At 71.0% G+C, this 24,832-nt stretch carries 25 protein-coding genes; 10 read left to right on the plus strand and 15 right to left on the minus strand.

What is annotated here, in order from left to right; translation table 11 throughout:
* Positions 1-21 precede the first annotated feature (21 nt).
* A complete protein-coding gene (locus AC3WQY_RS12425) occupies positions 22-657 on the plus strand; it encodes a response regulator (RefSeq protein WP_285235695.1) in 636 nt (211 codons plus the stop codon).
* Here AC3WQY_RS12425 and AC3WQY_RS12430 read toward each other — a convergent pair.
* Entirely contained in the window at positions 635-1,021 is a 387-nt protein-coding gene (locus AC3WQY_RS12430) for a response regulator (RefSeq protein ID WP_285233146.1), read from the minus strand. The genes AC3WQY_RS12425 and AC3WQY_RS12430 overlap by 23 nt on opposite strands.
* Before the next feature lie 170 nt (positions 1,022-1,191).
* Between AC3WQY_RS12430 and AC3WQY_RS12435 the strand changes: the two genes are divergently transcribed.
* Together AC3WQY_RS12435 and AC3WQY_RS12440 are read left to right on the plus strand one after the other, a co-directional pair.
* Positions 1,192-2,004 carry a beta/gamma crystallin-related protein gene (locus tag AC3WQY_RS12435; RefSeq protein WP_285233145.1) on the plus strand — a complete coding sequence of 271 codons (813 nt, stop codon included), beginning with the start codon at positions 1,192-1,194 and terminating at the stop codon, positions 2,002-2,004.
* Positions 2,005-2,030: 26 nt separating this feature from the next.
* On the plus strand, positions 2,031-2,585 hold the full coding sequence (locus tag AC3WQY_RS12440; RefSeq protein WP_285233144.1) for a hypothetical protein: 555 nt from the start codon (positions 2,031-2,033) through the stop codon (positions 2,583-2,585).
* Here AC3WQY_RS12440 and arsA read toward each other — a convergent pair.
* The 6 genes from arsA to AC3WQY_RS12470 form a co-directional block, all read right to left on the minus strand.
* On the minus strand, positions 2,582-4,336 hold the full coding sequence (gene arsA / locus AC3WQY_RS12445; protein WP_285233143.1) for an arsenical pump-driving ATPase: 1,755 nt from the start codon (positions 4,334-4,336) through the stop codon (positions 2,582-2,584). The two genes, AC3WQY_RS12440 and arsA, sit on opposite strands and share 4 nt — an antisense overlap.
* An 11-nt stretch (positions 4,337-4,347) precedes the next feature.
* The gene (arsD, locus tag AC3WQY_RS12450) at positions 4,348-4,701 is read right to left on the minus strand and encodes an arsenite efflux transporter metallochaperone ArsD (RefSeq protein WP_285233142.1); all 354 of its coding nucleotides are present in this window, start codon (positions 4,699-4,701) and stop codon (positions 4,348-4,350) included.
* Positions 4,702-4,831: 130 nt separating this feature from the next.
* The gene (locus tag AC3WQY_RS12455) at positions 4,832-5,572 is read right to left on the minus strand and encodes a LytR/AlgR family response regulator transcription factor (protein WP_492708761.1); all 741 of its coding nucleotides are present in this window, start codon (positions 5,570-5,572) and stop codon (positions 4,832-4,834) included.
* Positions 5,550-6,620 carry a histidine kinase gene (locus tag AC3WQY_RS12460; protein ID WP_492708763.1) on the minus strand — a complete coding sequence of 357 codons (1,071 nt, stop codon included), beginning with the start codon at positions 6,618-6,620 and terminating at the stop codon, positions 5,550-5,552. The genes AC3WQY_RS12455 and AC3WQY_RS12460 overlap by 23 nt, the downstream gene beginning before the upstream one ends.
* Positions 6,620-7,462 carry a sensor histidine kinase gene (locus AC3WQY_RS12465; RefSeq protein WP_492708765.1) on the minus strand — a complete coding sequence of 281 codons (843 nt, stop codon included), beginning with the start codon at positions 7,460-7,462 and terminating at the stop codon, positions 6,620-6,622. The genes AC3WQY_RS12460 and AC3WQY_RS12465 overlap by 1 nt, the downstream gene beginning before the upstream one ends.
* 330 nt (positions 7,463-7,792) lie before the next feature.
* Entirely contained in the window at positions 7,793-8,257 is a 465-nt protein-coding gene (locus tag AC3WQY_RS12470; protein ID WP_492708767.1) for a hypothetical protein, read from the minus strand.
* A gap of 171 nt (positions 8,258-8,428) precedes the next feature.
* On the opposite strand from AC3WQY_RS12470, the gene AC3WQY_RS12475 reads away from it, so the two are divergent.
* From AC3WQY_RS12475 to AC3WQY_RS12500, 6 genes are all read left to right on the plus strand, one after another.
* Positions 8,429-8,764, plus strand: coding sequence for an ArsR/SmtB family transcription factor (locus AC3WQY_RS12475; RefSeq protein ID WP_285233137.1), 336 nt, complete (start codon positions 8,429-8,431; stop codon positions 8,762-8,764).
* A 22-nt stretch (positions 8,765-8,786) separates the two neighbouring features.
* Positions 8,787-9,299 carry an arsenate reductase ArsC gene (locus AC3WQY_RS12480; protein ID WP_492708769.1) on the plus strand — a complete coding sequence of 171 codons (513 nt, stop codon included), beginning with the start codon at positions 8,787-8,789 and terminating at the stop codon, positions 9,297-9,299.
* 8 nt (positions 9,300-9,307) lie between these two features.
* Positions 9,308-9,958 (plus strand): aquaporin, encoded by a 651-nt coding sequence (locus tag AC3WQY_RS12485; RefSeq protein WP_492708771.1) that lies wholly within the window; start codon positions 9,308-9,310, stop codon positions 9,956-9,958.
* A gap of 126 nt (positions 9,959-10,084) precedes the next feature.
* A complete protein-coding gene (locus tag AC3WQY_RS12490) occupies positions 10,085-10,570 on the plus strand; it encodes a MarR family winged helix-turn-helix transcriptional regulator (RefSeq protein WP_285233134.1) in 486 nt (161 codons plus the stop codon).
* Entirely contained in the window at positions 10,561-11,922 is a 1,362-nt protein-coding gene (locus AC3WQY_RS12495) for an NAD(P)-binding domain-containing protein (RefSeq protein WP_492708773.1), read from the plus strand. The genes AC3WQY_RS12490 and AC3WQY_RS12495 overlap by 10 nt, the downstream gene beginning before the upstream one ends.
* The gene (locus tag AC3WQY_RS12500) at positions 11,915-13,108 is read left to right on the plus strand and encodes an MFS transporter (protein WP_492708775.1); all 1,194 of its coding nucleotides are present in this window, start codon (positions 11,915-11,917) and stop codon (positions 13,106-13,108) included. The genes AC3WQY_RS12495 and AC3WQY_RS12500 overlap by 8 nt, the downstream gene beginning before the upstream one ends.
* On the opposite strand, the gene AC3WQY_RS12505 is transcribed toward AC3WQY_RS12500, so the two are convergent.
* The 7 genes from AC3WQY_RS12505 to AC3WQY_RS12535 form a co-directional block, all read right to left on the minus strand.
* Entirely contained in the window at positions 13,074-13,553 is a 480-nt protein-coding gene (locus AC3WQY_RS12505) for an OsmC family protein (protein WP_492708777.1), read from the minus strand. The two genes, AC3WQY_RS12500 and AC3WQY_RS12505, sit on opposite strands and share 35 nt — an antisense overlap.
* Entirely contained in the window at positions 13,553-14,704 is a 1,152-nt protein-coding gene (locus AC3WQY_RS12510) for an aminotransferase class V-fold PLP-dependent enzyme (protein WP_492708779.1), read from the minus strand. Before AC3WQY_RS12510 ends, AC3WQY_RS12505 begins: the two co-directional genes overlap by 1 nt.
* Before the next feature lie 60 nt (positions 14,705-14,764).
* Entirely contained in the window at positions 14,765-15,487 is a 723-nt protein-coding gene (locus tag AC3WQY_RS12515; protein ID WP_285233129.1) for an ABC transporter ATP-binding protein, read from the minus strand.
* A gap of 13 nt (positions 15,488-15,500) precedes the next feature.
* Positions 15,501-17,435 carry a branched-chain amino acid ABC transporter ATP-binding protein/permease gene (locus AC3WQY_RS12520; protein ID WP_285233128.1) on the minus strand — a complete coding sequence of 645 codons (1,935 nt, stop codon included), beginning with the start codon at positions 17,433-17,435 and terminating at the stop codon, positions 15,501-15,503.
* Positions 17,436-17,439: 4 nt separating this feature from the next.
* A complete protein-coding gene (locus AC3WQY_RS12525) occupies positions 17,440-18,315 on the minus strand; it encodes a branched-chain amino acid ABC transporter permease (RefSeq protein ID WP_285233127.1) in 876 nt (291 codons plus the stop codon).
* 49 nt (positions 18,316-18,364) lie between these two features.
* On the minus strand, positions 18,365-19,597 hold the full coding sequence (locus AC3WQY_RS12530; RefSeq protein ID WP_285233126.1) for an ABC transporter substrate-binding protein: 1,233 nt from the start codon (positions 19,595-19,597) through the stop codon (positions 18,365-18,367).
* A 193-nt stretch (positions 19,598-19,790) separates the two neighbouring features.
* A complete protein-coding gene (locus AC3WQY_RS12535) occupies positions 19,791-22,877 on the minus strand; it encodes a sensor domain-containing protein (RefSeq protein ID WP_492708782.1) in 3,087 nt (1,028 codons plus the stop codon).
* A gap of 218 nt (positions 22,878-23,095) precedes the next feature.
* Between AC3WQY_RS12535 and AC3WQY_RS12540 the strand changes: the two genes are divergently transcribed.
* The gene (locus AC3WQY_RS12540; RefSeq protein WP_492708784.1) at positions 23,096-24,466 is read left to right on the plus strand and encodes a hypothetical protein; all 1,371 of its coding nucleotides are present in this window, start codon (positions 23,096-23,098) and stop codon (positions 24,464-24,466) included.
* Here the strand turns inward: AC3WQY_RS12540 and AC3WQY_RS12545 are convergent.
* Positions 24,391-24,832, minus strand: a 442-nt coding sequence (locus AC3WQY_RS12545; RefSeq protein WP_492708786.1) for a hypothetical protein, incomplete at its 5' end; no start/stop codon positions are given. The genes AC3WQY_RS12540 and AC3WQY_RS12545 overlap by 76 nt on opposite strands.

A 24,832-nucleotide genomic window follows, 5' to 3' on the forward strand; every position in this document is an offset into this window, starting at 1 on the left:
CCGCGCGTGAAAGGGGACATCGTGATACGCATTGCCATCGTCGACGATCATGCGCTGGTTCGCGCTGGCCTGCGCCAGTATTTTGCGGAGCAGGCCGACTTCCAGGTGGTGGGCGAGGCCGCCAGCGGCCGCGAGGCGATGGCGCTGCTGCGCGAGGGCGGGCTGGACGTGATGCTGCTGGACATCGGCATGCCCGAGCAGAGCGGGGTGGACACGCTGGTGGCCGTGAAGGCGCGCGCGCCGGAGCTGCCGGTGCTGATACTCAGCGGTTTCGCCGAATCGCAATACGCCACCACGCTGCTGCGCCAGGGGGCGAGCGGCTATCTGGGCAAGGACTGCGATCCCGACGAGATCGTCAAGGCGATACGCACGGTGTGCCGCGGCCGCAAATACATCTCGGCCGGGGTGGCCGAGCAGCTGGCCGAGGAATTGGGCGACAAGCATGCCGACCAGCCCGCGCATCTGCAGCTCTCAGAGCGCGAGCTGCAGGTCTTCCTGCGCCTGGCCCAGGGCGAGACGGTGGGCCATGTGGCCGAGGGCATGTCGCTGAGCGTGAAGACCATCAGCACCTACCGCACCCGGGTGATGGAGAAGATGCATCTGGCCAGCAACAGCGACCTGACCTACTACGCGCTCAAGCATGGCCTGATCCGCTGAGCTGCTGGCAATAGCGCACCAGGGCCTCGATGTCGTGCGACTTGTCGAACACCTGGGCGGCGCCCAGTGCCAGGCAGCTGCGGCGCACCTCGGGCGTGGCGTAGTTGCTCAGCACCACCAGCTTGTAGGGCGGCGGTGGGCTCTGCGTGGCGCGGAGCACGCCCAGGCCCGAGCCCTGCTTGAGGAAGATGTCCAGTATCACCAGATCGATGTCGCGGCCGTGATGGGCCAGCCAGTGCAGGGCGCTGGATTCATCGGCGGCGGCGGCCACCATCCGCAGCGGCACCAGCTCCTCCAGGGTCGCGCTCAGGCTCTCGCGTAGCAAGGGGCTGTCTTCGACGAGATAGGTGCGCAGGTTGGCCATCAAGCGCGAGTGTGCGCGCTGGGGCCAGGCCTTGCCAATGGATGCAGCGTAGGGCCGGCTGTAGGACGGCGACTACAGCACATGCCGGCCTTGGCCGCTGGGCGCGCCGCGCCGCGGCTCGCACACTGCGGAGCGTGGCGCACCGCCGCTGATCTCCCCTGGAGGGAACCATGAACAAGATGCTTCGATTGACCGCCTTGCTGGCCGGCCTGACGCTCGCCGCACAGGCGGGGGCCCAAGTCACCTTCTACGAACGCGAGGCCTTCCAGGGCCGCAGCTTCAACACCGACCAGCAGATCCGCAACCTGGAGCGCTTCGGTTTCAACGACCGTGCATCCTCGGTGGTGGTGCAGCGCGGCCGTTGGGAGGTCTGCGAAGACCGGCGCTTCGACGGACGCTGCGTGGTCTTGCGCCAGGGCCGCTATGCCTCGCTGCAGGCCATGGGGCTGAACGACCGCATCTCCTCGGTGCGCGCCGTGGAGCGCGACGCCCGCATCGACGAAGACCGCTACGCGCCGGCGCCGCTGGTGCAGCAGGACTATCGCCGCCGCGGCGGCGAGCGCCTCTATGACGCCACCGTCACCTCGGTGCGCGCGGTGGTCGGCACGCCCGAGCGGCGCTGCTGGACCGAGCGCGAGCAGATCCCGCAGGATCGTCGCGAGGCGAATGTGCCCGCGGCGCTGGCGGGTGCGGTGATCGGCGGCATCCTCGGCCACCAGATCGGCGGCGGCACCGGCAGGGACATCGCCACCGTGGGTGGTGCGGTGGCGGGTGGGGCGCTGGGCGCCAATATCGGCCGCGACCGCGATGGCCGCCCGGTGACCACGCAGAACGTGCAGCGCTGCGAGAACGTCGCCGGCGATCCGCGCCCCGAGTACTGGGACGTCAGCTATGAATTCCGCGGCCGCGACTACCGCGTGCAGATGACCTCGCCCCCGGGCTCGACCATCAGCGTCAATCGTCAGGGCGAACCGCGCGCCTGAGCCTCCGCTTTCAACCTAGGAACACCATGAACCACATCACCATGCTCAAGACCTCGCTGGCCCTGGCCACCACCCTGCTGCTGGCACCGATGGCCCAGGCCACGGCGCTCAGCAAGCTCGAATACGGCAGCGCCAAGGACAAGGTCAGCGCCGACTACAAGATCGACAAGGCCGCCTGCGCCAGCCAGGCCGGCAATGCCAAGGACGTCTGCGTCGAACAGGCGCGGGCGAAGGAAAAGATCGCCAAGCACGAGCTGGCGTACAACTACAGCGGCAAGCAGGAAGACTGGACCAAGCTGGAGGTGGCGCGCGCCGAGGCCGCCTACGCGGTGGCCAAGGAGCGTTGCGATGACCAGGCCGGCAATGCCCGCGATGTCTGCCGCAAGGAGGCCAAGGCGGTCGAGACCAAGGCCCTGGCCGACGCCAAGCTGAGCAAGCGCATCGTCGAAGCCAAGGTCGAGGCCTTGGACGAAAAGCGCGACGCCGACTACAAGGTCGCGGCCGAGAAATGCGAGGCCATGGCGGGTGACGCCAAGGCCGGCTGCATCAGCGCGGCCAAGGCCAAGTTCGGCAAGAGCTAAGTCGCCAGCGCGGCCAGGCGTTCCACGCCCACCGGTTCCTCGGCCTGCAAGGGCACGATGGCGTGGCGTGCCGCATGCTGCTGCGCCACCTTTTCAATCTGCGCGCGCTCCTTGAGGGCGCGCTGCTGCAACAGGGTGGAGTGGCAGGCGGGCGCCGCCGCCACGCTCATATTGATCACCCAGGCCCAGGGCGTGATGCCGGCGCGTTGCAGATCGGCCTGCAGCTGGGCGGCCTCCTGCACCGGCGTGTCCTCCGCCAGGGTGACGATCATGACCTTGGTGCGCGCCGGGTCCTGCAGCTGCATCATCGGCGTGGTGAAGTGGATGCCTTGTCCGCGGCCCTGCATCTGGCGCGCGATCTCGCGGTGGTAGGCGCCGGTGGCGTCCAGCAGCAGCAGGGTGTGGCCGGTGGGCGCGGTGTCCATCACCACGAACTGGCGGCCGGCCTCGCGGATGATGCGCGAGAAGGCCTGGAACACCGCGATCTCCTCGGTGCAGGGCGAGCGCAGGTCCTCCTCCAGCAGGGCGCGCCCCGGCGCGTCCAGGTTCTTGCCCTTGCTGGCCAACACCTGCTCGCGGTAGCGCAGGGTCTCGGCCTGCGGATCGATGCGGCTGACGCGCAGATGCTCGAGCTGGCCGCTGAGCGTTTCCGTCAGGTGGGCGGCCGGGTCCGAGGTGCTCAGGTGCACCGGCAGGCCGCGCTGCGCCAGCGCCACCGCCACGGCGGCGGCCAGCGTGGTCTTGCCCACGCCGCCCTTGCCCATCAGCATGATGAGGCCGTGGCCGCCGGCGGCCAGCTCGTCCACCAGTGCGGCCAGGCTGGCCGGTGGCAAGGGCGGCATTGACGCAAGGGCCGGCAGCGGCGCGTTGGCGTCGAAGAAGCTGCGCAGCGCCTCCAGGCCGACCAGATCGAAGGGCTTGAGCGGCAGCTGCTCGCAGGGCAGATCCCGCAAGGCCGCCGGCATGGCCGCCAGCGCTGCCTGCTCGCGCCGCACGATGGCGGCGGCGAGCGCGTCGCGCTCGGCCTCGGCCGCCGGCATCACGCCGTTGATGACGAGGAACTGGCGCTGCATGCCGACACGCTGCAGCTCCTCATGGGTGCGTGCCACCTCGCGCAGCGCCGAGGCCTGGGCGCGCGCCACCAGCACCAGGCGCGTGCGCGCCGGGTCGGCCAGGGCCGCCACCGCGGCGGCATATTGGGCACGCTGCTTCTCCAGCCCGGCCAGCGGCCCCAGGCAGGAGGCATCGCCCTGGCCGGCCTCCAGAAAGCTGCTCCAGGCACCCGGTAGCTGCAGCAGGCGGATGGTGTGGCCGGTGGGCGCGGTGTCGAACAGCACATGCTCGAAGCGCTCGCTGAGCGCCGGGTCGGTGAGCAGGCCGGTGAACTCGTCGAAGGCGGCGATTTCGGTGGTGCAGGCGCCGGACAGCTGTTCCTCGATGCCCTTCACCACCTCGGTGGGCAGCACGCCGCGCACCGGGCCGACGATGCGATCGCGGTAGCCCTGGGCGGCGGCCTGCGGGTCGATCTCGATGGCCCACAGGCGCGGCACCGCCGCGATCGGCGTGATGGTGTTGCCGATGGCGAGGCCGAACACCTGGCCCACATTGGAGGCCGGATCGGTGCTGACCAGCAGCACGCGCTTGCCGGCGTCGGCCAGCTGCAGCGCCGCCGCGCAGGCCAGCGAGGTCTTGCCCACGCCGCCCTTGCCGGTGAAGAAGGCAAAGCGCGGCAGGTTTTCAAGCATCTGCATGGTGGCGGGCCTCAGGCGCAGCAGCTACCGCCGCTGCAGCAGGTGTTTTCGGGTGCGGCCAGGGGCAAGCCCAGCCACTGCGCCAGCTGCTGCCGGCTCGGATAGCGGCCCGCCAGCATCAGCTGGCCGTCCAGCAGGGTGAGGGGCAGGGCGTCCTGGCCGGCGCGTTCCAGCCAGGCCTTCACCTCGGCCTGCTGGGCGAAGGCGAGCGGCTCGCTGGCCAGGTTGAAGCGTTCGATGCGGGCGCCGGCGTTGCGCGCCCAGTCGATGTCGGCGCTGGCCTGCAGCAGCCGGGCGTCGACCTCGGCGCCGCAAACGCCGCTGCTGCAGCACAGGGCCGGGTCGTAGATCTGCAATTGGCGCATGACGGGCTCCTCGAGCTTGTGGGGGTGGTGCAGCCAGTCTCGCCGCTGCCCGGCGCGACCGGCTTGCGGCGGATCAACAATTCCATTGTTGTGGAAATATAACGCAAGCGCGTGCCGCCGCCCCCGGTGCCTACAGATGGCGAAAGCGCTGTGCGTAGCTGCTGCCGACCGGCAGGGCCTCGGGGCGTTGCTTGAGGTTGAGGGTCAGGTGCCCGTCGCTGCCGCGGCTGAGGCTGTGGACGGCGTTCAGATTGACCACGGTGCCGCGGTGCACCTGCCAGAACACGGCCGGATCCAGCTTGGCAAGCAGCTCCTTGAGCGGCGTGCTGATGAGGGCCTCGCCATCGACGGTGACCACCGCCACGTACTTGCTGTCGGCGCGGAAATAGCAGATGTCGTCGACCGTGATGAGGCGGATGTCGCGGCCCTGCAGCACGCTGATCCAGCGCAGCGGCTCGGCCACCGCCGGTGTGCGGGCGCGCTGCAGCAGCCCGGCCAGGTCGGCCGGGGTCTGGCCGAGGCGATCGCGCAGGCGCTGCACCGCGCGCGCCAGGCGTGCCACGTCCAGCGGCTTGAGCAGATAGTCCACCACCCCCTCCTCGAAGGCCTGCAGCGCGTAATGGCCGAAGGCGGTGATGAAGACGATGTGGGCGCGCCGGCCGGCCAGCCTGGCCAGCTCCAGGCCGCTGAGGCCGGGCAGCTCCACGTCGAGGAACAGCACCTCGGGCGCCTGCTGCTCGATGGTGCGGTAGGCGGCATGGCCGTCATGGGCGAGGGCGCAGATCTCCAGCTCCGGCCAGACGCGCGCCAGCTCCTCGCGCAGCTCCGCGCAGAGCAGGGCTTCGTCCTCAGCGATGAGTGCGCGCGTCATGATGCAAGGGTAGTTCGAGTTCCAGGGCGCTGCCCGGGCCCGGCAGCAGGCGCAGGCGGCCGGCCTGGGCGTAGAGGCCGGCCAGGCGCTCGCGCAGCTCCTGCAGCGCGGGTTCGCCATGGGCGGCGCCGGCCGCGGTCGCCAGGTGGATGCGCAGCCCCGCGCCGGCGGGTGCGGCGCTCAGCGCATAGTCCTGGCCGTGCCCCACGGCGCCTTCCAGGGCGCGCAGCATGGGCAGCAGCAGCATCGGCGCCAGCGCGATGCCGGCGTCGGCCTGCGCGAGCGTCACGTGCAGGCGCAGGCCCGCGCTGACGCGCGCATAGGCTTGCAGCAGGGCGCATTCGCGCCCCAGCGTGCTGAGCCCGGCATCGGCGCCGGGCAGCAGGGCGCGCAGCAGCTCGTTCAGGTCGGCCAGCAGGGCATCGGCGGCGGCGGCCTCGTGGCGCGACAGGTCCAGGATGCGGCGCAGCGCATGGAACAGCAAGGCGGGCTCGATGCGCGCCTGCAGCGCCAGCAGGCGCTGCAGCTGCAACTGCCGCGCTTGTTGCGCGCGCTCGAGTTCGGCGGCACGCAGCCGCGCCAGCGCCTGCCCGGCCTGGCGCGCATGGGCATAGGCGGCCACGCCCATGGCGTGCAACATGGCCACGGCCAGCGCCAGCCAGGCGTTGCGTGTCTGGGTCGAGAGCGCGCCCGCCCAGATGCTCAGCTGCAGCGCCCAGCCGCCCCAGCTGCCCAGCAGCGCCACCGCCAGCACCGCCAGGCCATAGGCCCGCCAGCCGGCGGCGCCGCGATCCACCGCGCCGTCGGCCAGGCGCACCGCCAGCACCAGCGGCAGGCCGAACAGCAGCACGTAGTGCAGCAGGGCCGAGGGGTAATGCTTGTCGGCCTCGATGGGCCACAGCAGCATGCTGCCGCCCGGGCCCAGCGCGATATGCGCCAGGCCGATGGCGAGGCCCAGCAGGCTGTGCCGCCAGCGCCAGCTGTGCAGCACCTCGGCCAGGGCGGCCAGGGCCGCCGCGCCCGGCAGGGCGGCGCGCAGCGCCCGCATCACGCCCCCACCCCGGGCAAGGTGACGGTGGCGCACAGGCCCCGCGGCTCGTTCAGGCGCAGCGACAGGCCGGCGCGGGCGCCATAGAGGGCGCGCAGCCGCGCCCGGATGTTTGCCAGCCCCATGCCGTGGCCGCTGCCCTCGCCCATGCCGCGCCCGGTGTCGGCCACGGTGAGGGTCAGCACGCCCTCGGCCTGGCTGGCGCCGACCTGGATCAGCCCGCCCTCGGCGAGCGGCTGCAAGCCATGCTTGAGCGCGTTCTCGACCAGGGTCAGCAGCAGCATGGCCGGCACCCTGGCCTGGGCCAGGCCGGCGGGCACGGCGATCTCATAGCGCAGCCGCGCGCCCATGCGCACGCCCTGCACGGCCAGGTAGGCGCGCACCAGTTCGGCCTCGCTGGCCAGCGTCTGGTCCTGCTCGCGCAGCTGCGGCAAGGCCTGCTCCAGATAGCGCAGCAGGTCGGCCAGCATGGTGGCGGCGGCGGCCGGCTCGGTGCGCAGCAGGCGCCGCACATTGGCCAGGGTGTTGAAGAGGAAATGCGGTTCGATCTGCGCTTGCAGCAGCTGGGCCTGCGCGGCGTCCAGCTCGGCCGCCAGCCTGAGCCGGCGCAGGCCGGCCGCATGCAGGGCGGCGGCGGCGTTGCGGCTGCGCGCCAGGCATTCGCTCAGGCCCACAAACAAGAGGGCGAATTGCAGCTGCCGGGCCAGCATGACGGGAACCCAGTCGGCCGGGAATACGGCGCTGCGGCATTGGTGCAAGACGGGCTCGACGCCCAGCAGCCGCTGGCCAGGGCAGAAGCCCGCCACGAACAGCGCCCAGCCGACCGCGGTGTTGGCCAGCACCAGCGCGCCCAGGCCCGTCCAGCGCGGTGAGCAGCAGCATGGCCGCGTAGATGCAGAGCTGCAGCAGGCCCATGGACCAGAAGGTGGCGTTGAGCTGCGCGATGCTTGCCGCGCGGTCCCACTGCAGACGCCCCAGCACCGCCAGCACGGCGGCCGCCAGCCCCAGGCCCAGGCAGATCAGCGCGCCGCGTCCGATCTGGCGGAGGAGGCTGGTCCGCGGCGGCAAGGCGGCAGTTTCCACGGCGAGGCTCCTTCCTGCGGCGGCGCCGCCCGCACCATCATCGACCCGCCGCGGCGGCTTTGGCAAGCGCGCCGCCGGGCCCGCTCGGCTCAGGGCAGGCTCAGCACCGCGAGGCGTTGCGGCGCGGCCTGCTCGTTGGCCTGTTCGAAGCGGATCGCGAAGGCGAACGACTCCTCGCGGCCGCCATTGCTGCAATGCAGGGCCCGCACCGCGCGGCGGATCTGGCTGGCGTACTGGCGCGGCCCGCCGCTGGGCGTGACGCTGCGCACGCGGTCGCCGCCCAGCCTGAACTCCACCCGCACCAGGCCCTCCTGGCCCAGCATGCGCACGGTCTCGGCCAGCGAGTGCTCCAGCGCCTCGGCGATGCCGGGGCAGGCGATATGCACATCGTGGCGCATGCGGACCGACTGGCCGCCGCTGACCTCGACGCGCTGCAGCCCTGCCGGCGCGCTGGCCGGCAGGGCTTCGCTGCCCTGGGCGCCGGCCGCCGTGCTGGCGCCGCACGCGAGCATGGCGACAAGCCATGCGGTCTTGGCTGGGAACAAGCTGCTCATGTCGGTCTCCTGCTGATGGCCATGAAGACAGGCTAATGCCCGCGACCCGGCCTTCCCAGCGCCACCAGACGGGCGCCGCCATCGGCCCGGCGAAGCCCGTATTTCGGCCGACGGATGCCCGCCGGTCCGGCTTTTTTGCTTATACTTCCACAAAACTGGAAAGATAAAACAATGGACGAAGCCCAGATCATCCGTGCCCTCGCCGCGCTGGCGCAAAGCCACCGGCTCAAGGTGTTCCGCCTGCTGGTGGTGGCGGGGCAGGAGGGGCTCACGCCCGGTGCGCTGGCCGAGGCGCTGGAGCTGCCGGCCGCCACCCTGTCCTTCCACCTCAAGGAACTGGCCAATGCCGGCCTGGTGAGCCAGGAGCGGCTGGGCCGCAACCTGGTCTACCGCGCCGCCTTCGAGCAGATGAACGCGCTGCTGGCCTATCTGACCGAGAACTGCTGCCAGGGCGAGGCCTGCCTCAGCCCTGAAATCCGGACTGCCACCAAGTCCTGCGCCTGCTGAAGCAACGACGCCCGCATCGACCATGACCACCCACGTACTGATTCTCTGCACCCACAACTCCGCCCGCAGCGTGCTCGCCGAGGGCATGCTCAACCATCTGGCCGCCAGGCTGGGCCAGGATGTGCGCGCCCACAGCGCCGGCAGCGCGCCCAGCGGCCGCCTCAACCCCTTCGCGCTGGAGGCGCTGCGCCAGGCCGGTGTCGAGGTGGCGGGTTACCGCAGCAAGAGCTGGGACGAATTCACCACGCCGGACGCGCCGCCGCTGTCCATCGTCATCACCGTGTGCGACAGCGCCGCGGCCGAGGCCTGCCCGGTGTTCTTCGGCGCGAATCGGGATGGCGGGCAGCCGGTCAAGGTGCACTGGGGCTACCCCGACCCGTCCAATGCCGAGGGCGGCGACGCGGGCAAGCAGCGCGCCTTCGAGCTGACGCGCCAGGCGATCGGCTACCGCATGCTGCAGCTGCTGGCGCTGCCGCTCGCCGGCCTGAGCCCGGCCGAGCTGAAGGTCGCGCTCGAGCAGATCGCGAAGAGCTGAGCATGACGATGGCTGTTTCCCGAAAGCTCTTGGCCGAAACCCTGGGCACGGCCCTGCTGCTGGCGGTGGTGATCGGCTCGGGCATCATGGCCGAACGCCTGGCCGGCGGCAATGTGGCGATCGCGCTGCTCGCCAACACGCTGGCCACGGTGGGCGGACTCTATGTGCTGATCGAGCTGCTCGGCCCGCTCAGCGGCGCCCATTTCAACCCGGCCGTCTCGCTGGTGATGGCGCTGCGCGGCGCCTTGCCGCGCGGCCAGCTGCTGCCCTATGTGGCGGCGCAGCTGCTGGGTGCCATGCTGGGCGCCTGGCTGGCGCACGCGATGTTCGAGATGCCGGTCCTGCAGTTCTCCGCCAAGCTGCGCGGCGGCCAGGGCCAGTGGATCGCGGAAGGCGTGGCGACCTTCGGCCTGCTGCTGGTGATCCTGCGCGCACCGGCCGAGCGGGTGGCGGCGATGGTGGCCTGCTATATCGGCGCGGCCTACTGGTTCACCGCCTCGACCTCCTTCGCCAACCCGGCCGCGGTGTTCGGCCGCCTCTTCAGCGACAGCTTTGCCGGCATCGCCCCGGCCAGCGCGCCGGGCTTTGTGCTGGCCGAGCTGTTCGGTGCCGGGCTGGCGCTGGGCGTGCATCGCCTGCTGGGGGCGCAGCGGGCCTGAGGGCGGCCGGCATGCGACGGGGCCCGGCCCCGTTTCTTTGAGCCAAGTAGTTGCTATTGACAACCTCTAAAGCGAAGCCTATCGTGCGTTTCACTAGTTGCTATACACCACCATTTGCGCCGCCCTATGAATGCCAAGAACGCCGCGCCCGGCAGCCTGCTGCGCGAAGTGGCGCGCCTGTACACGCGCGCCCAGCGCGTCGTCGCCGATTGCTGTCGCACCACCAGCACCCAGTGCCATCTGCTCACCGAGCTGGCGCGCTCCGGCCCGCTGCCGCTCTCGGAACTCGGCACCCGCCTGAGCCTGGAGAAGAGCTGGGTGTCGCGTGCGGTGGAGGGCATGGCCGCGCGTGGCTGGGTGAGCAAGGAGCCGAACCCGAGCGACGCAAGGAGCTGGCTCGTCACGCTCACCGCCGACGGCGAACGCACCACGCGTGAACTGAACAAGACCCTCGACACCCATGCCGAAGACCTGCTGGGCGCGCTCGACGAGCGCGAGCGGGCGGCGGTGGAGAGTTCCCTGCTATTGCTCTTGAAGGCCCTGCAGGCGGATACCGCAGCCAATTGCTGCCTGCCGCCCACGGCCAAGAAGGAATCGACATCATGTCCCTGACGAATCAATCGAACGCAGCGCTGCCGGTGGCGGTGCTGGGGGCCGGCCCGGTGGGGCTGGCCGCGGTGGCGCAGCTGATCGCGCGCGGCCTGCCCTTTGTGGCGCTGGAGGCCGCGCCGAGCGTGGGCGCGCATCTGCTGGACTACGGCCATGTGCGCCTGTTCTCGCCCTGGCGCTACAACATCGATGCCCAGATGGCCAGGCAGCTGGCCGCCAGCGGCTGGCAGGCACCCGACGCCGAGGCCCTGCCGCTGGCGGGCGAGGTGGTGGAGCGCGTGCTCAAGCCCTTTGCCACCCTGCCCGAGGTGGCGCGCGGCCTGCGCCTCAACACCCGCGTGACGGCCATCAGCCGCGAGGGTTTCGACAAGGTCAAGAGCGCCGGCCGCGAGCACGCGCCCTTCGTGATCCGCGCCGAGCAGGGCGGCCGGCCGCTGGAGATCCGCGCCCGCGCGGTGATCGATGCCACCGGCACCTGGGGCCAGCCCAACCCGCTGGGCGCCGGCGGCCTGCCGGCGCTGGGCGAGGCCGCGGCGGCGGCGCAGATCCACTACGGCATTCCCGATGTGTTGGGCACGCAGCGTGCACGTTATGCCGGAAAACGCACCCTGGTGGTGGGGGCCGGGCACTCGGCCGCCAATGCCTTGCTGGCGCTGGCCGAACTGGCGCAGCAGGTGCCGGGCACGCGCCTGGCCTGGGGCGTGCGCTCGCCCGCGCTGAAACGCGTGTTCGGCGGCGGTGCGGCCGACGCGCTGCCGGCGCGCGGCCAGCTGGGCACGGCGCTGCAGGCGCTGCAGGCCAGCGGCGCGCTGGAGTTCATCAGCGGGCTGCGCATCGCCGAGCTGCGCCGGGTGGCGGGCAAGCTCAGCGTGCTGGGCAGCCAGGCGCAGGGCGGGGCGCTGCAGCTGGACGGCTTCGACGAGATCATCTGCGCCACCGGGCAACGCCCCGACCTGCGCCTGGCCAGCGAGCTGCGCGTCAGGCTGGACCCCTGGCTGGAATCGACCGCGGCGCTGGGTCCGCTGATCGACCCGAACCTGCACAGCTGCGGCACGGTGCGCCCGCATGGGCACCGCGAGCTGGCCCATCCCGAGCCCGGCCTCTACACCCTCGGCGTGAAGAGCTATGGCCGCGCGCCCACCTTCCTGATGGCCACCGGCTTCGAGCAGGCGCGCTCGGTGGTGGCGGCGCTGGCGGGGGACGTCAAGGCCGCCGACCGGGTGGAGCTGGACCTGCCGGAAACCGGCGTCTGCAGCGCGGGCGAGGCGCCGCCCTCGTCGTCGGCAGCAGCCACGGCGCCGGCGTCCTGCTGCGCCGCGGCGCCCAAGGCCGCTGCGGCGCGCTGCTGTGGCTGAGCCGCCGACCGCGGCCCGCAGCGCCACGGTGCTGAGCCTGGGCGCGGCCCAGACCCTGGCCTGGGCCTCGTCCTACTACCTGCCCGCGATGCTGGCCACGCCGATGTCGCGCGCGTTGGGCGTGACGCCGGCCACGGTGTTCGCGGCCTTCTCGCTGGCCCTGGTGGTATCGGCCCTGCTGGGGCCCTGGGCCGGCCGTGCCATCGACCGCCGCGGCGGTCGGCCGGTGCTGATGGCCACCAGCGTGCTGTTCGCGCTGGGCCTGGCGGCGCTGGGGCTGGCGCAGGGCGCGGCGAGCCTGTTCGCCGCCTGGCTGCTGCTGGGCCTGGCGATGGGCGCGGGCCTGTACGAGGCCGCGTTCGCGGCGCTGGTGCGGCTGTACGGCCAGGGGGCGCGCAATGCCATCACCGGCATCACCCTGATCGCCGGCTTTGCCAGCACCCTGGGCTGGCCGCTCAGCACGCTGATGGAGCAGCTGTGGGGCTGGCGCGGCGCCTGCTTTGGCTGGGCGGCCCTGCATCTGCTGATCGGCCTGCCCCTGAATGCCTGGCTGCCCAAGGTGGCGTCGCCGGCGAGCGAGCAGGGCGCGCGGGCGGAGGGGGCAAGCGCTGCCGAGCCGGCAGTTGCCGGCCTGCGCACGGCGGCCTTGCTGGCCCTGGTGTTCGCCATCGCCGGTTTCATCAGCACCGCCATGGCGGCGCACCTGCCGCGGCTGCTGCAGGCCAGCGGCAGCACCCTGGCCGCGGCGGTGGCGGTGGGCGCGCTGATCGGCCCGGCCCAGGTGGGCGCGCGGCTGCTGGAATATGGCCTGCTGCGCCGCGTCCATCCGCTCTGGGTGGCGCGGCTGGCGGCCGCCCTGCATCCGCTCGGTTCGATCGCGCTGGCCGTCTTCGGTGCGCCGCTGGCCGCGCTGTTCGGCCTGCTGCATGGCGGCGGCAACGGCATTCTCACCATCGTCAAGGGCACCTTGCCGCTGGCGCTGTTCGGGCCGCAGGGCTATGGCCGGCGGCAGGGCCTGATGATGGCGCCGGCGCGCGTGGCACAGGCGCTCGCGCCCTGGCTGTTCGGCCTGTGCCTGGACGCCTGGGGCGCGGCCGCGCTGTGGCTGTCGGCCGGGCTGGGCCTGCTGGCCACCGCGGCCCTGCTGCTGCTCAGGGCTGGTGGCTCCAGGTCCCCGCCACCCTGATCTCGGTGCGCACGGAATTGGCGAGGTAGCAGCTCTCATGCGCCTCGTGGTGCAGGCGCGCCAGCTCGGCATCGCTGGGGGCCTTGCTGCCGCTGAAGGCGACGGCGGGCTTGAGCATCACATCGGTCATGACTTCCTTGCCGGCGGCGTTGTGCGCCATCAGGCCCTCGGCGGCATCGCGGTAGCTGTCCACCACATAGCCATCGCGCGCCGCCAGGCTCAGGAACCACAGCATGTGGCAGCTGGAGAGCGCGGCCACATAGGCTTCCTCGGGGTCGACGGCGCTGGCGTCGGAGAAGGGCAGGCGCACCACCTGGGGCGAGCTGGAGGCGGGCACGATGGCACCGCCATCGAAGCTCCAGCGGTGTGCGCGCGAGTAGCGGTTGTCGTTGAAGCGCGCCTCCGCGGCGCGCTGCCATTCGACCAGGGCGGTGTAGTGCGACATCAGGCGGCCTTCTGCTCAGCGGCCCCGAGCATGCGGTCCAGCGCCTGCGCCAGCGTCGCCACGCTGCGCTCGGGCGCGTGCAGCTTGTCGAGGCCGAACAGGCCGATGCGGAAGCTCTTGAAGTCCGCCCCCTCGTCGCATTGCAGCGGCACGCCGGCGGCGCTCTGGATGCCCTCGGCGAGGAAGGACTTGCCGTTGTGCAGGCCGTCCAGCGTGGTGTAGCTCACCACCACGCCCGGCGCCTGATAGCCCGCCGCGGCCACGCTGGCAAAGCCGCGCGACTCCAGCAGCGCGCGCACCTGGCGGCCCAGCGCCAGCTGCTCCTGGCGCAGGCGCTCGAAGCCGTAGGCACGCGTCTCCAGCATCACGTCGCGCGTGGCCGTCAGCGCATCGGTGGGCATGGTGGCGTGGTAGGCATGGCCGCCGCCCTCATAGGCCTCCATGATCTGCAGCCATTTCTTCAGGTCCATCGCGAAGCTCGAGCTGGTGGTGGTGGCGATCGCGGCATGGGCGCGCTCGCTCAGCATCACGAAGGCGCAGCAGGGCGAGCCGCTCCAGCCCTTTTGCGGCGCGCTGATCAGCACGTCGACGCCTGTGGCCTGCATGTCGACCCAGAGCGCGCCCGAGGCGATGCAGTCCAGCACGAACAGCGCGCCGACTGCGTGGGCCGCGTCGGCCACCGCGCGCAGGTAGTCGTCGGGCAGGAGCATGCCGGCGGCGGTCTCCACATGCGGGGCGAACACCAGCGCGGGGCGCTGGGCCTGGATGGTGGCCACCACCTCTTCGATCGGGGCCGGTGCGAACGGGGCCTGCGCGCCCGGCGCGGCGCGGCGCGCCTTCAGCACCAGCTGCTCGGCGGGGATCTGGCCGGCCTCGAAGATCTGCGTCCAGCGGTAGCTGAACCAGCCATTGCGCAGCACCAGGGTCTTCTTGCCATGCGCGAACTGGCGCGCCACCGCTTCCATGCCGAAGCTGCCGCTGCCCGGCACGACGATGGCCGCGCGCGCCCGGTAGACCTCCTTCAGCACGGCCGAGATGTCGCGCATCACGCCCTGGAATTTCTGCGACATATGGTTCAGCGCGCGGTCGGTGAACACGACGGAATATTCCAGCAGGCCGTCGGGATCGACCTGGGGCAGCAGTCCGGGCATGGCAACTCCTTCTTGATGGGCAATCGGCTTGCCGGTCAGCTTAGCATCGCCTCAAGAACCTCAGTGCCCGCCGCCCAGGTAGGCGGCCTTCACCGCCGGGTCGTCGCGGAGCTGGTGCGCCGGCCCGTGCAGCGAGATGCGGCCGTTCTCCAGCACATAGCCGTAGTCGGCCACGCCCAGCGCGGCGGCGGCGAACTGCTCCACCAGCAGCATGGTCACGCCCTCGCTCTTGAGCCTGGAGATGATGCGGAACACCTCCTCCACCAGGATGGGCGCCAGGCCCATCGAGGGCTCGTCCAGCAGCACCACCTCGGGGTTGAGCATGGTGGCGCGCGCCATCGCCAGCATCTGCTGCTCGCCGCCCGAGAGCGTGCCGGCCAGCTGCATGCGGCGTTCCTTGAGGCGCGGGAACAGCTCCATGGCGCGCTGCAGATCGGCCTCCACATCGCCGCGCGGGCGCGCGCCGGTGTAGCGCGGGAAGGCACCCAGGCGCAGGTTGTCGGTCACCGTCATGGTGGCGAACACGCGCCGGCCCTCGGGCGAATGGGCCAGGCCCTGGCGCGCGATGGTGTAGGACTCCTGGCCGTCGATGCGCTTGCCGTTCAGGCTGATCTCGCCCGCGGTGGGCGCGATCATGCCGGAGATGGCGCGCATGGTGGTGGTCTTGCCGGCGCCGTTGGAGCCGATCAGGGTTACGACCTTGCCCTTGGGCACGTCCATGGAAATGCCGTGCAGCACTTGCACCTTGCCGTAGCCGGCGCTGAGGTTCTTGATGGTCAACATGGCTGTGTGTCCCTCAGGCCGCCTGGCCGCCCAGGTAGGCTTCGATCACTTTTTCATCCGCCTGCACCGCGGCGGGCAGGCCCTCGGCGATCTTCTGGCCGAAGTCCAGCACCGAGACGGTGTCGCACAAGCTCATCACCACGTCCATATGGTGCTCGATCAGGATCACGGTGACGCCGTGCTCGCGGATCTTCTGGATGATGGCCAGCAGCTCCTTGATGTCGGGCGCGGTGAGGCCGGCGGCGGGCTCGTCGAGCAGCAGCAGCTGCGGGTCGAGCGCCAGCGCGCGGGCGATCTCGAGCAGGCGCTGCTTGCCATAGGGCAGGTTGCGCGCCTCCTCGCCGGCCAACTGCTCCAGGCCGACGAAGCGCAAGAGGCCGAAGGCGCGCGCGCTGGCCTGGTGGTTCTCGCGCAGATAGCGCGGCAGATGCAGGGCGACGTCGAGCAGATTGCTGCGGAAGCTGTGGTGCAGGCCCACCAGCACGTTCTGCAGCGCCGTCATCTCGCCGAACAGCTGCACGTTCTGGAAGGTGCGCGCAATGCCGGAGAGCGCGATGTCGGACGAGGTGCGGCCGGCCAGTGCCGCGCCGGCAAAGCTCACCGCGCCCGCGGTGGGCACATAGATGCCGGTGAGCACATTCATCATGGTGCTCTTGCCCGAACCATTGGGTCCGATCAGGCCGTGGATGCTGCCGCGCTTGATGGAGAGATCCACCTCGTTGAGCGCCTTCAGGCCGCCGAACTGCATCAGCACCTTGCTGGCCTCCAGCAGGGTGGCGCCCTGGCTGGTCGCGCCGCCGGCCTTGCTGAGCGCATCGGCGCCGGCGGGCAACTGGGCCGCGGTGTCGGCGTCGCTGGCCGCATGGCCGCGCAGATTGAGGGCGTTGCGCACGAAGCCGACGATGCCGTCCTGCAGGTAGTAGACGACGAAGAGCGTGATCAGGCCGAACACCGAGAGGCGCCAGTCCGTCATGGTCTGCAGCTTGAACGAGAGGCCCGCCAGCGCCACGCTGCCCACCACCGGGATCAGGGCGGCCTGCAGGCTGGACTTGCCGCGCTTGAGCGCCACCGCCGACGCCACGGCCACGATCAGCGCCAGCAGCACCGAGACGATGCGGAACATCTCCAGGTCGTCCAGCAGCTTGGGCAGCATCACGATGATGGCCGCGCCCAGCAGCGCGCCGGTGCGGGTCTTGCGGCCGCCCATGATGATGGCCAGCAGGAACAGCACGGTCTGCTCGAAGTTGTAGGTGTTGGGCGAGATGTACTGCTCGGAGTAGGCGTACAGCGCACCGGCCAGCCCGGCCAGGCCGGCGCTGATGACGAAGGCATAGACCTTGTAGCGGTAGACCGAGACGCCCATGCAGTCCGACGCCACCGGGCTGCCGCGCAGCGCCTCGAAGGCACGCCCCAGGTGCGAGCGCAGCACGCGGTGCACGAACACCAGCGAGGCCAGCAGCATGGCCGCCACCACCCAGTAGAACTCGGTCTCGTCGAGCTGGTGGCCGAACAGGCTGGGCTTGGTGAGCGTGATGCCCATCGGCCCCTCGGTGAGGAAGCTCATCTCGTTGATGAGGATCTGGATGATGGTGCCGAAGGCCAGCGTCACCATCGCCAGATAGGGGCCGGTGACGCGCAGCGCCGGCAGCGCCAGCAGCGCGCCGAAGGCGGCGGTGAGCGCGATCGCGGCCGGCAGGGTGAGCCAGATCGAGGCGCCCAGCTTGAGCACCAGCACGCCGGCGGTATAGGCGCCGATGCCGAACAGGCCGGCATGGCCCAGCGAGACCTGGCCGGTGTAGCCCACCACGATGTCCAGGCCGAACAGCACGATCGCATAGATCATGATGGTCTCGACCAGGTGGATGTAGTAGGGGTTGCCGGAGGCGAGCGGAAAGGCCGCGAGGGCGGCGATGGCCAGGCCGGCGGCGATGAGGAATTTCGGTTTCATCTGCTCAGACCTTCTTGATCGCAGTCTTGCCGAACAGGCCGGCCGGCTTCAGCGCCAGCACGATCAGCAGCAGCACCAGGCCCGGCACGTCCTTGTAGCCGGTGGAGATGTAGAAGCCGGTGGTGGTCTCGGCCACGCCCAGGATCACGCCACCCACGACGATGCCCATGCCGCTGGTGAGGCCGCCGATGATGGCCACCGCAAAGGCCTTCAGGCCCAGCACCGAGCCCATGGTGGCGCCGGTGAGCGTGAGCGGCGCGATCAGCACGCCGGCAAAGGCGGCGGTGAGCGAGGAGAGGGCGTAGGAGAAGGTGATCACCAGGCCGGTGTTGATGCCCATCAGCTTGGCGGCGTCGCGGTCGTTGAAGGTGGCCACCACCGCCTTGCCGTAGATCGAGCGGCGGTTGAAGAACTCCACCGACAGCATCATCAGCAGCGCGCCCACCACGACCAGCACCTCCATCGGCAGGATGTTGGCGCCGAGGAAATGCATGGGCGCCTCGGGCAGGGGCGAGGGGAACTTGAGGTCGTCGCGGCCCCAGACGTTCTCGGCCACGTTCTTGAAGATGATGCCCAGCGCGATGGTGGACATGATCCAGCCGAACTCCGATTTCATCTTGATGGCGGGGCGCACGCCGATGCGTTCCACCACCGCGCCCTGGATGGCGCCGAACAGGCACACCAGCGGAATCATCAGCCAGTAGTTGATGCCGAAGCCGACCGCCGACAGGCCCACCAGGGCGCCCAGCATGAGGGCCTCGCCCTGGCCGAAGTTCAGGGTGTCGGAGGTGGCGAAGGTGAGCTGGTAGCCGAAGGCGATGACGGCGTAAATCATGCCCAGGGCGATGCCGCTGAACACCAGTTGGGTGAGGATTTGCATGGCGTGTCCCGCAAAACGGCCCGGACCCTGGGGGCCCGGGCGTGGAGGCTTACTTCTTGACCGTCAGCGCACCCTTGGCGTTGACATCCTTGACGCGCACTTCCGAGGCCTTCTTGAAATCGGCCTCGTAGGCATAGACCACGCGCTGGCCCTTGACCTCGCCGAACACCGGGATGTTGGCGGTGATGGCCTCATGGTCGCCCTTGGAGAAGGGCTTGTTGTAGGTCGTCACCACGCCTTCCACCGGCGTCTTCAGGTCCTCCAGCGCGGCCTTGATCTTCGGGCCCTCGGTGCCGCCGGCCTGCTTGATGGCCGCGGCCAGCAGGTAGACCGAGTCGTAGCCCTGCGCCGCCGAGACGGGCGAGTCGATGCGCGCGTTCTTCGGGTTGAAGGTCTTCAGGTAGCTGATGATGAAGCTCTGGCGCTTGGGCGTGGTGGGTTCCTGGATGAAGGTCTGCGGCATGCGCGCACCCTCGCCGCCGGGGCCGGCGTTGTCGATGTAGTTGGCCATCGAGAGCGTCCAGCTGCCCACCATTGGCACCTTCCAGCCCAGCTTGGTCATGCCGTTGGCGATCTGCGCCAGCTCGGGTCCGATCGCATAGGTCAGGATCGCCTCGGCGCCGGCCTCCTTGGCCTTCAGCAGCTGGGCCGTCATGTCGACGTCCTTGATGTTGAACTTCTCCACCGCCACCGGCTTCACGCCCTTGAGCTCCAGCGCCTTCTCGAGGTCGGCCCGGCCCAGCTGGCCGTAGTTGGTGGAGTCGGCCAGGATCGCCACCTTCTTGAAGCCGCGGCGGGTGATGGCCTCGTCCACGATCATCGGGGCCTGGATGCTGTCGTGCGCGGCGTTGCGGAAGATGTAGTTCTCGGGCTGGTCATCGAACTGGTGCGTCACCAGCGAGCCGGTGGCGACGTTGTTCATCACCGGGATCTTGGCCTGCTGGTAGAAGCGCTGCGAGGCCAGCGCCACGCCGGTGTTGATGAAGCCCACCGTGGCGGCGACCTTCTCCTTGTTGATCAGCTCCTGGGCGATCTGCACGCCGCGCTCGTTCTTGGCCTCGTCGTCGCGCTCCACCAGCAGCAGCTGGCGGCCCAGCACGCCGCCGGCCTTGTTGATCTCCTCGGCGGCCAGACGCACGCCGTCGCGCATGCTCACGCCCATCGACGAGGAGCCGCCGGTGAAGGGCCCGGACACGCCGATCTTGATCGGTTCGGCGGCGTGGGCCAGGTGCATGGAGAGGGCCAGCGTCAGCGCGGCCAGTGCGGGGGTGTGGTGTTTCATGGTCGCCTCGTCGGGAAGAGTGGGAGGGTGCGAAGAAAACGGCGCTCGGCGTGCGCGCACGGGCCGGCCTGGGACCGGCGCCGCCGCGTCGCCGCGCTGCTCCGAACAATGCCAGAGCGCATCGGCGCCGGCGTGCGTGGCACCACGTACAGGTAAGTACCGGGAAGCTGTCACCCAGGTGACGCGAGCGGGCTCAGCGGCCGGTCTGGGCCCGGGCCGGCGGCGGCAATTCCAGCCAGATGGCGCGCTCGCGCCATTGCTGGCGCCAGGCCGGGAAGGCCGCGGCCGGCATCGGCCTCGCGATGCCATAGCCCTGGGCCAGGCGGCAGCCCAGCTGGCGCAGCAGGGCGCCATGCTCCAGGGTCTCGACGCCCTCGGCGATGACCTTGCGCTGGAACACCGCGGCGAGCCGGATCACACCCTCCACGATGCCCAGGTCGTCGGGGTCGCTGAGCATGTCGCGCACAAAGCTCTGGTCGATCTTGAGCGTGTCGACCGGCAGCTTGCGCAGATAGGTGAGCGAGGAATAGCCGGTGCCGAAATCGTCCAGCGCGAAGTGCACGCCCAGCTCGCGGCAGCGCTGCAGGATGGCGACGGCCTGCTCCATGTCGCCGATCTCGGCGGTTTCCAGCACCTCCAGCTCCAGCTGCGAGGGCGGCAGCTGCGGATGTGCGGCCAGCGCGCTGCGCAGGTCGTCGAAGAAGCTGGGCTGCAGCAGGTGGTTGGCGCTGATGTTGGCGCTGACCTTGACGGCCTCGCCGGCCTGCTGCCACGCCGCCGCCTGGGCCACCGCGGTGCGCAGCACCCAGGCCCCGAAGGCGCCCTCCAGATCACTGCCATGGATGTGCGGCAGGAACTCGGCCGGCGCGATCATGGGCGCGCCCGGCGGCAGCCAGCGTATCAGCGCCTCGACGCCGATCACCTCGCCGGTCTGCAGGTCGACCTTGGGCTGGTAGTAGAGCGCGAACTCCTCATGCTGCAGCGCGTGGCGCAGCCGCTCCAGCGTCTGCCGGTGCGTCTGCGCCTTGCGATCGCTGTCGGGGTCGAAGAGCTGGTAGCGGTTCTTGCCCGCCTCCTTGGCGCGCACCATGGTCTGGTCGGCGTGGCGCAGCAAGGTGTCGGCGTCGACATTGTCGGCCGGGTAGAGGCTCACGCCGATGCTGGCGCTGGTGTGGATGCGGTGCGGCCCGATCTGCACCGGCCTTGCCACCGCCAGCAGCACGCGGTCCAGGATCAGCGTGCATTCCTCGGGTGAGCCGATGTCGGAGAGCAGCAGCACGAACTCGTCGCCGCCCAGGCGCGCCAGCGTGTCGTCGGCGCGCATCACGGCGCGCAGCTGGGTCGCCACGCTGATCAGCAGCTGGTCGCCCACGGCATGGCCGAACTGGTCGTTGACGGCCTTGAAGCCGTCCAGGTCGAGGAAGCAGACGGCGCTGGACTTGCCGCTGCGCGCGCAATGCTGGATGGCCTGGCGCAGCCGGTCGGCGAGCAGGCGGCGGTTGGGCGTGCCGGTGAGCACGTCGTAATGGGCCACGCGGTCCAGCTCGGCCTCATGGGCCTTGAGCTGGCTGATGTCGGAGAAGGCCCCGATGTAGTGCCGCACCTGGCCGTCGGCGTCGCGCACCACCGAGATCGACAGCAGCTCGGCATAGACCTCGCCGTTCTTGCGCCGGTTCCAGATTTCGCCGCGCCAGAAGTCGTGGCGCTGCACCTCGTCCCAGAGCTCCTCGTAGAACTTCGGGCCATGCCGGCCCGAGGCCAGCAGCTTGGGCGAATGGCCCACCGCTTCGAGCGCGCTGTAGCCGGTGATGCGGCTGAAGGCCGGGTTGACCTTGGTGATGAGCCGGGCCGGGCTGACGATCATGATGCCCTCGTGGCTGCCCTCGAACACCACCAGGGCCTGCTGCTGCTCCAGCTCGTGGCGTTTGCGCTCGTTGATGTCGGTATGGGTGCCCGAGAACATCAGCGGCCGGCCCTGCGCATCGCGCTCGACGATGCGCCCGCGCGAGAGCACCCAGCGCCAGTTGCCCGACTTGGCCTTGCAGCGTATCTCCACCTCGTGCAGGGGCGAGGCACCGCTGAGGTGGCGCTCGATCGAGGCCAGCGCCCGCGGCAGGTCCTCGGGGTGCACCAGCTCGGGCCAATGCTCCTCGGTCACGATCATCTCGCCGGGCTGGTAGCCCAGCATGGTCTCCCAGCGGGCGCTCACCTGGAACTGCCGGGTCTGCAGATTCCAGTCCCAATAGCCCTGGTCGGAGCCGTCGAGCACGCGCGCCAGGCGCCGCTCGCGGTCGCGCAGCGCCTCGGCGGCCTGCTGCTGCTCGGTCTCGCGGCGGCGCTGCTCGGTGATGTCGCGCGAGATGCCGAACAGGCCGATCACCTCGCCCTCCTGGTCGCGCACCGGGCCCTTGGTGACGGCGAACAGCAGCGCGCGGCCGTCCTGCGTGCGCACCTGCTCTTCCAGCGTGCGCCGCGCGCCCGCTCGCATGATCTCGGCATCCGCCTGCCGCACCCGAGCGGCGCCCTCGGGGTCGAACAGCGCCAGGTCGTCGGCGCCCAGCAGTTCGTCGACGCGCTTGCCGACGAAGCCGGCCGCGGCGGCATTCGCCAGCAGATAGCGGCCCTGCCGGTCCTTCACGTACACGGCGTCGGAGCTGCCGCTGAGCACCGCATCGAGCAGCCTGGCGTTCAGCGCGAGCTTGGCCAGCGAGCGCTGCAGCAGCGCGCTCAGCAGGCTTACCAGGGCGCCGTTGAGCAGCAGAAAGGCCCATTGCAGGCGATCCTGCGGGCTGGCGCGGTCGCTGTGCAGGGGCACGGGCGCCAGCAGGTCGGCGCCCAACGCCGCCACGCAGGTGGCCAGCAGGCCGGGCCCCAGGCCGCCCATCAGCGCGCTCAGTATCACCGGCAGCATGTAGAGGATCAGGCGCGGGCGCTGCACCTCGAACTGCAGGCTTTGCTGCAGCCACAGCATCGCCAGCGTGATGGCGGCGGCAAACAGATAGCGCAGCGTGCGCCGCATGGGCGCGCCGGTGGCGCCCTGGGCCAGCGTGTCCAGCAGGGTCCAGCCGGGTGGGGTGTGCGAGCCCGGCACCGCGCGCAGGCTCATGTAGACGTAGACGGCGCTTGCCGCCACGAAGAACAGGCCCTTCACGCTGGAGAGCCAGACCATGCGCTCGGCCGACACCAGCGCCAGCAGCAGCTGGTCGGACAAGAGGATCCAGGCCAGTGCCAGCACGGCGTAGCTGGCCGTCACCAGGACGATGTAACGGCCTCGCCTCATCGCGATGGCAGCGGACAGACCCACATGCGGTTTCTCCCTGAATCAGCGCGCGTGCTTGATGCACATCAGTTGCGCTTGCCCCCAATGCTAGGGCCTTACAGACACTGCAGTGTGGTGGTTCTTGCTTACGTGCATCTTCTGTGCCCGCTGCTATCACCCCCTTAAACTGCGCAGCGGCGCGCCGCCTTTCCCAGCCCGACAGCCTCCTTCACTGCCACTTGTCCAGCCTCGCACACCCCCGACCAGCGGCCTGGTTCTCCGGCGATCGCCGGCCCACCCGGCTGCAGCAATGCCTGACCCTGGCGTTGCTGCTGCATGTGTGGCTGGTGCTGCTCGTGGGCAACACGCCCGGTGGCAGCGCCCGCCCCGGCGAGGGCGTGTGGGGGCGGCTCAACGTCACCCTGGACCTGGGCGGCACGCCCGGTGCCAGCGGCAGCGGCCCGGCCGCGCCGCCGCTGCCCAATCTTGGTGCCGTGGGCGAAGCCAGGCGCGAACGCTTCGGCGGCACGGTGCGCAGCGAGGCCGAGGCCGCCGCCGCGCCCGAGCAGCCGGGCGCCGCGCGCCTGGGCATGTGGCAGGCGCAGCCGGGCGCCGACCTGCTGCGCGGCCGGCCCGAGCGCATGACGACGCTGCCACAGGCCCGCCTGGCCGAGCTGCCGCCCGTGGCCACCACGGCACCCGAGGCACCGCCGCCGGTGCTCAAGACCACCGCTGCGGCCGAGCCGCAGCTGGACCGGCCCAGCGCCGAAACCGCAGCCGCCGGCCCCGCGCTCAACACCGCCCTGCCCGAGGCCTTGCCGCGCTTTGCCGCGCCGGCCCTGCCCGAGGCGCCGGCGCCGGTGCTGAGGAGCACGACCGCGCCTGCGCCGGCCCTGGCCCGCCCCGCGCGCAGCCCGCTGGCGGCGGCCGCCTTGCCCGGCCAGGCCGCCGAGGCCCTGCCCAGATTCGAGCCGCCCAAGCTGCCCGAGGCGCCGCCGCTGGTGACCAAGGCCACGCCCGAGCCGGCGCCGCAGCTCAGCCGGCCACTGCCGGCCAGCACCGAGCTGGCGCCGGCCAGCCGTGCACCGGCGGCCGAGAGCCTGCCCAGGTTCGACGCCCCCCAGGTGGCGACGCCCGCGCCGTCGACGCGCACCACACCCGATGCGGCGCCGCAGCTGGAGCGCCCGGCGCGCCGCGCCGCCGAGCAGCTGCTCGCGACCCAGGCGCTGCGGCCCGAGGCCGCTGCCGCCTCGGAGCTGCCGCGGTTTGAAGCCCCGAGCCTGTCGCCGACCGCAGCGCTGCCGGGGGTGGGCGCACCGGACGCCGGCGCGCGCCTGGGCCGGGACGTGGCGACGGCGCCGTCCACGCCCGCCAGCGCGCCCAAGCTCGACCTCGAATGGCGACGCCCGCGCGGCGGCGAGATCTCCAGGCAGGGCACGCGCGGCGTGCTGGAGCTGCTGGCGCATCCGCCCGAGCGCAAGTCCAAGCTCAGCGAGAGCCTGGAGAACGCCGCCAAGAAGGATTGCCGCGAGGCCTACAGCGGTGCCGGTGTGCTGGCGGCGGTGCCGCTGCTGCTGGACGCGGGGCGCGACAAGGGCTGCCGCTGGTAGTCAGCGGCCTCACGGGCCAGCTGCCGCATCAGCCCGCCCAGCTCGTCCAGATCGAGCGGCGCTGCGGGCGCGCAGGCGGGCAGCCGCAACTCGGGCAAGCTGGCGTCCGCCGAGGGCGGTACGCGGGGCAGGGTGATGCTCGCGATGAGTTCTGCTTCGTTGGCCGCGGCTGGCAAGCTGGCCCTGAAGTCCAGCCTGAGTTCCGCCGCCAGGGCATCGGCAGCGCGCTGAGCTTGGGCGCGCTCCGCGGCTTCATGCTGCTGCCGCCGCCTCAAGGCCGCCGTCTGTTCGGCCGCTGCACGCTCGGCCGCTGCACGCTCGGCCGCTGCACGCTCGGCCGCTGCACGCTCGGCCGCTGCACGCTCG

Source organism: Roseateles sp. FW301-B2, from assembly GCF_058788955.1.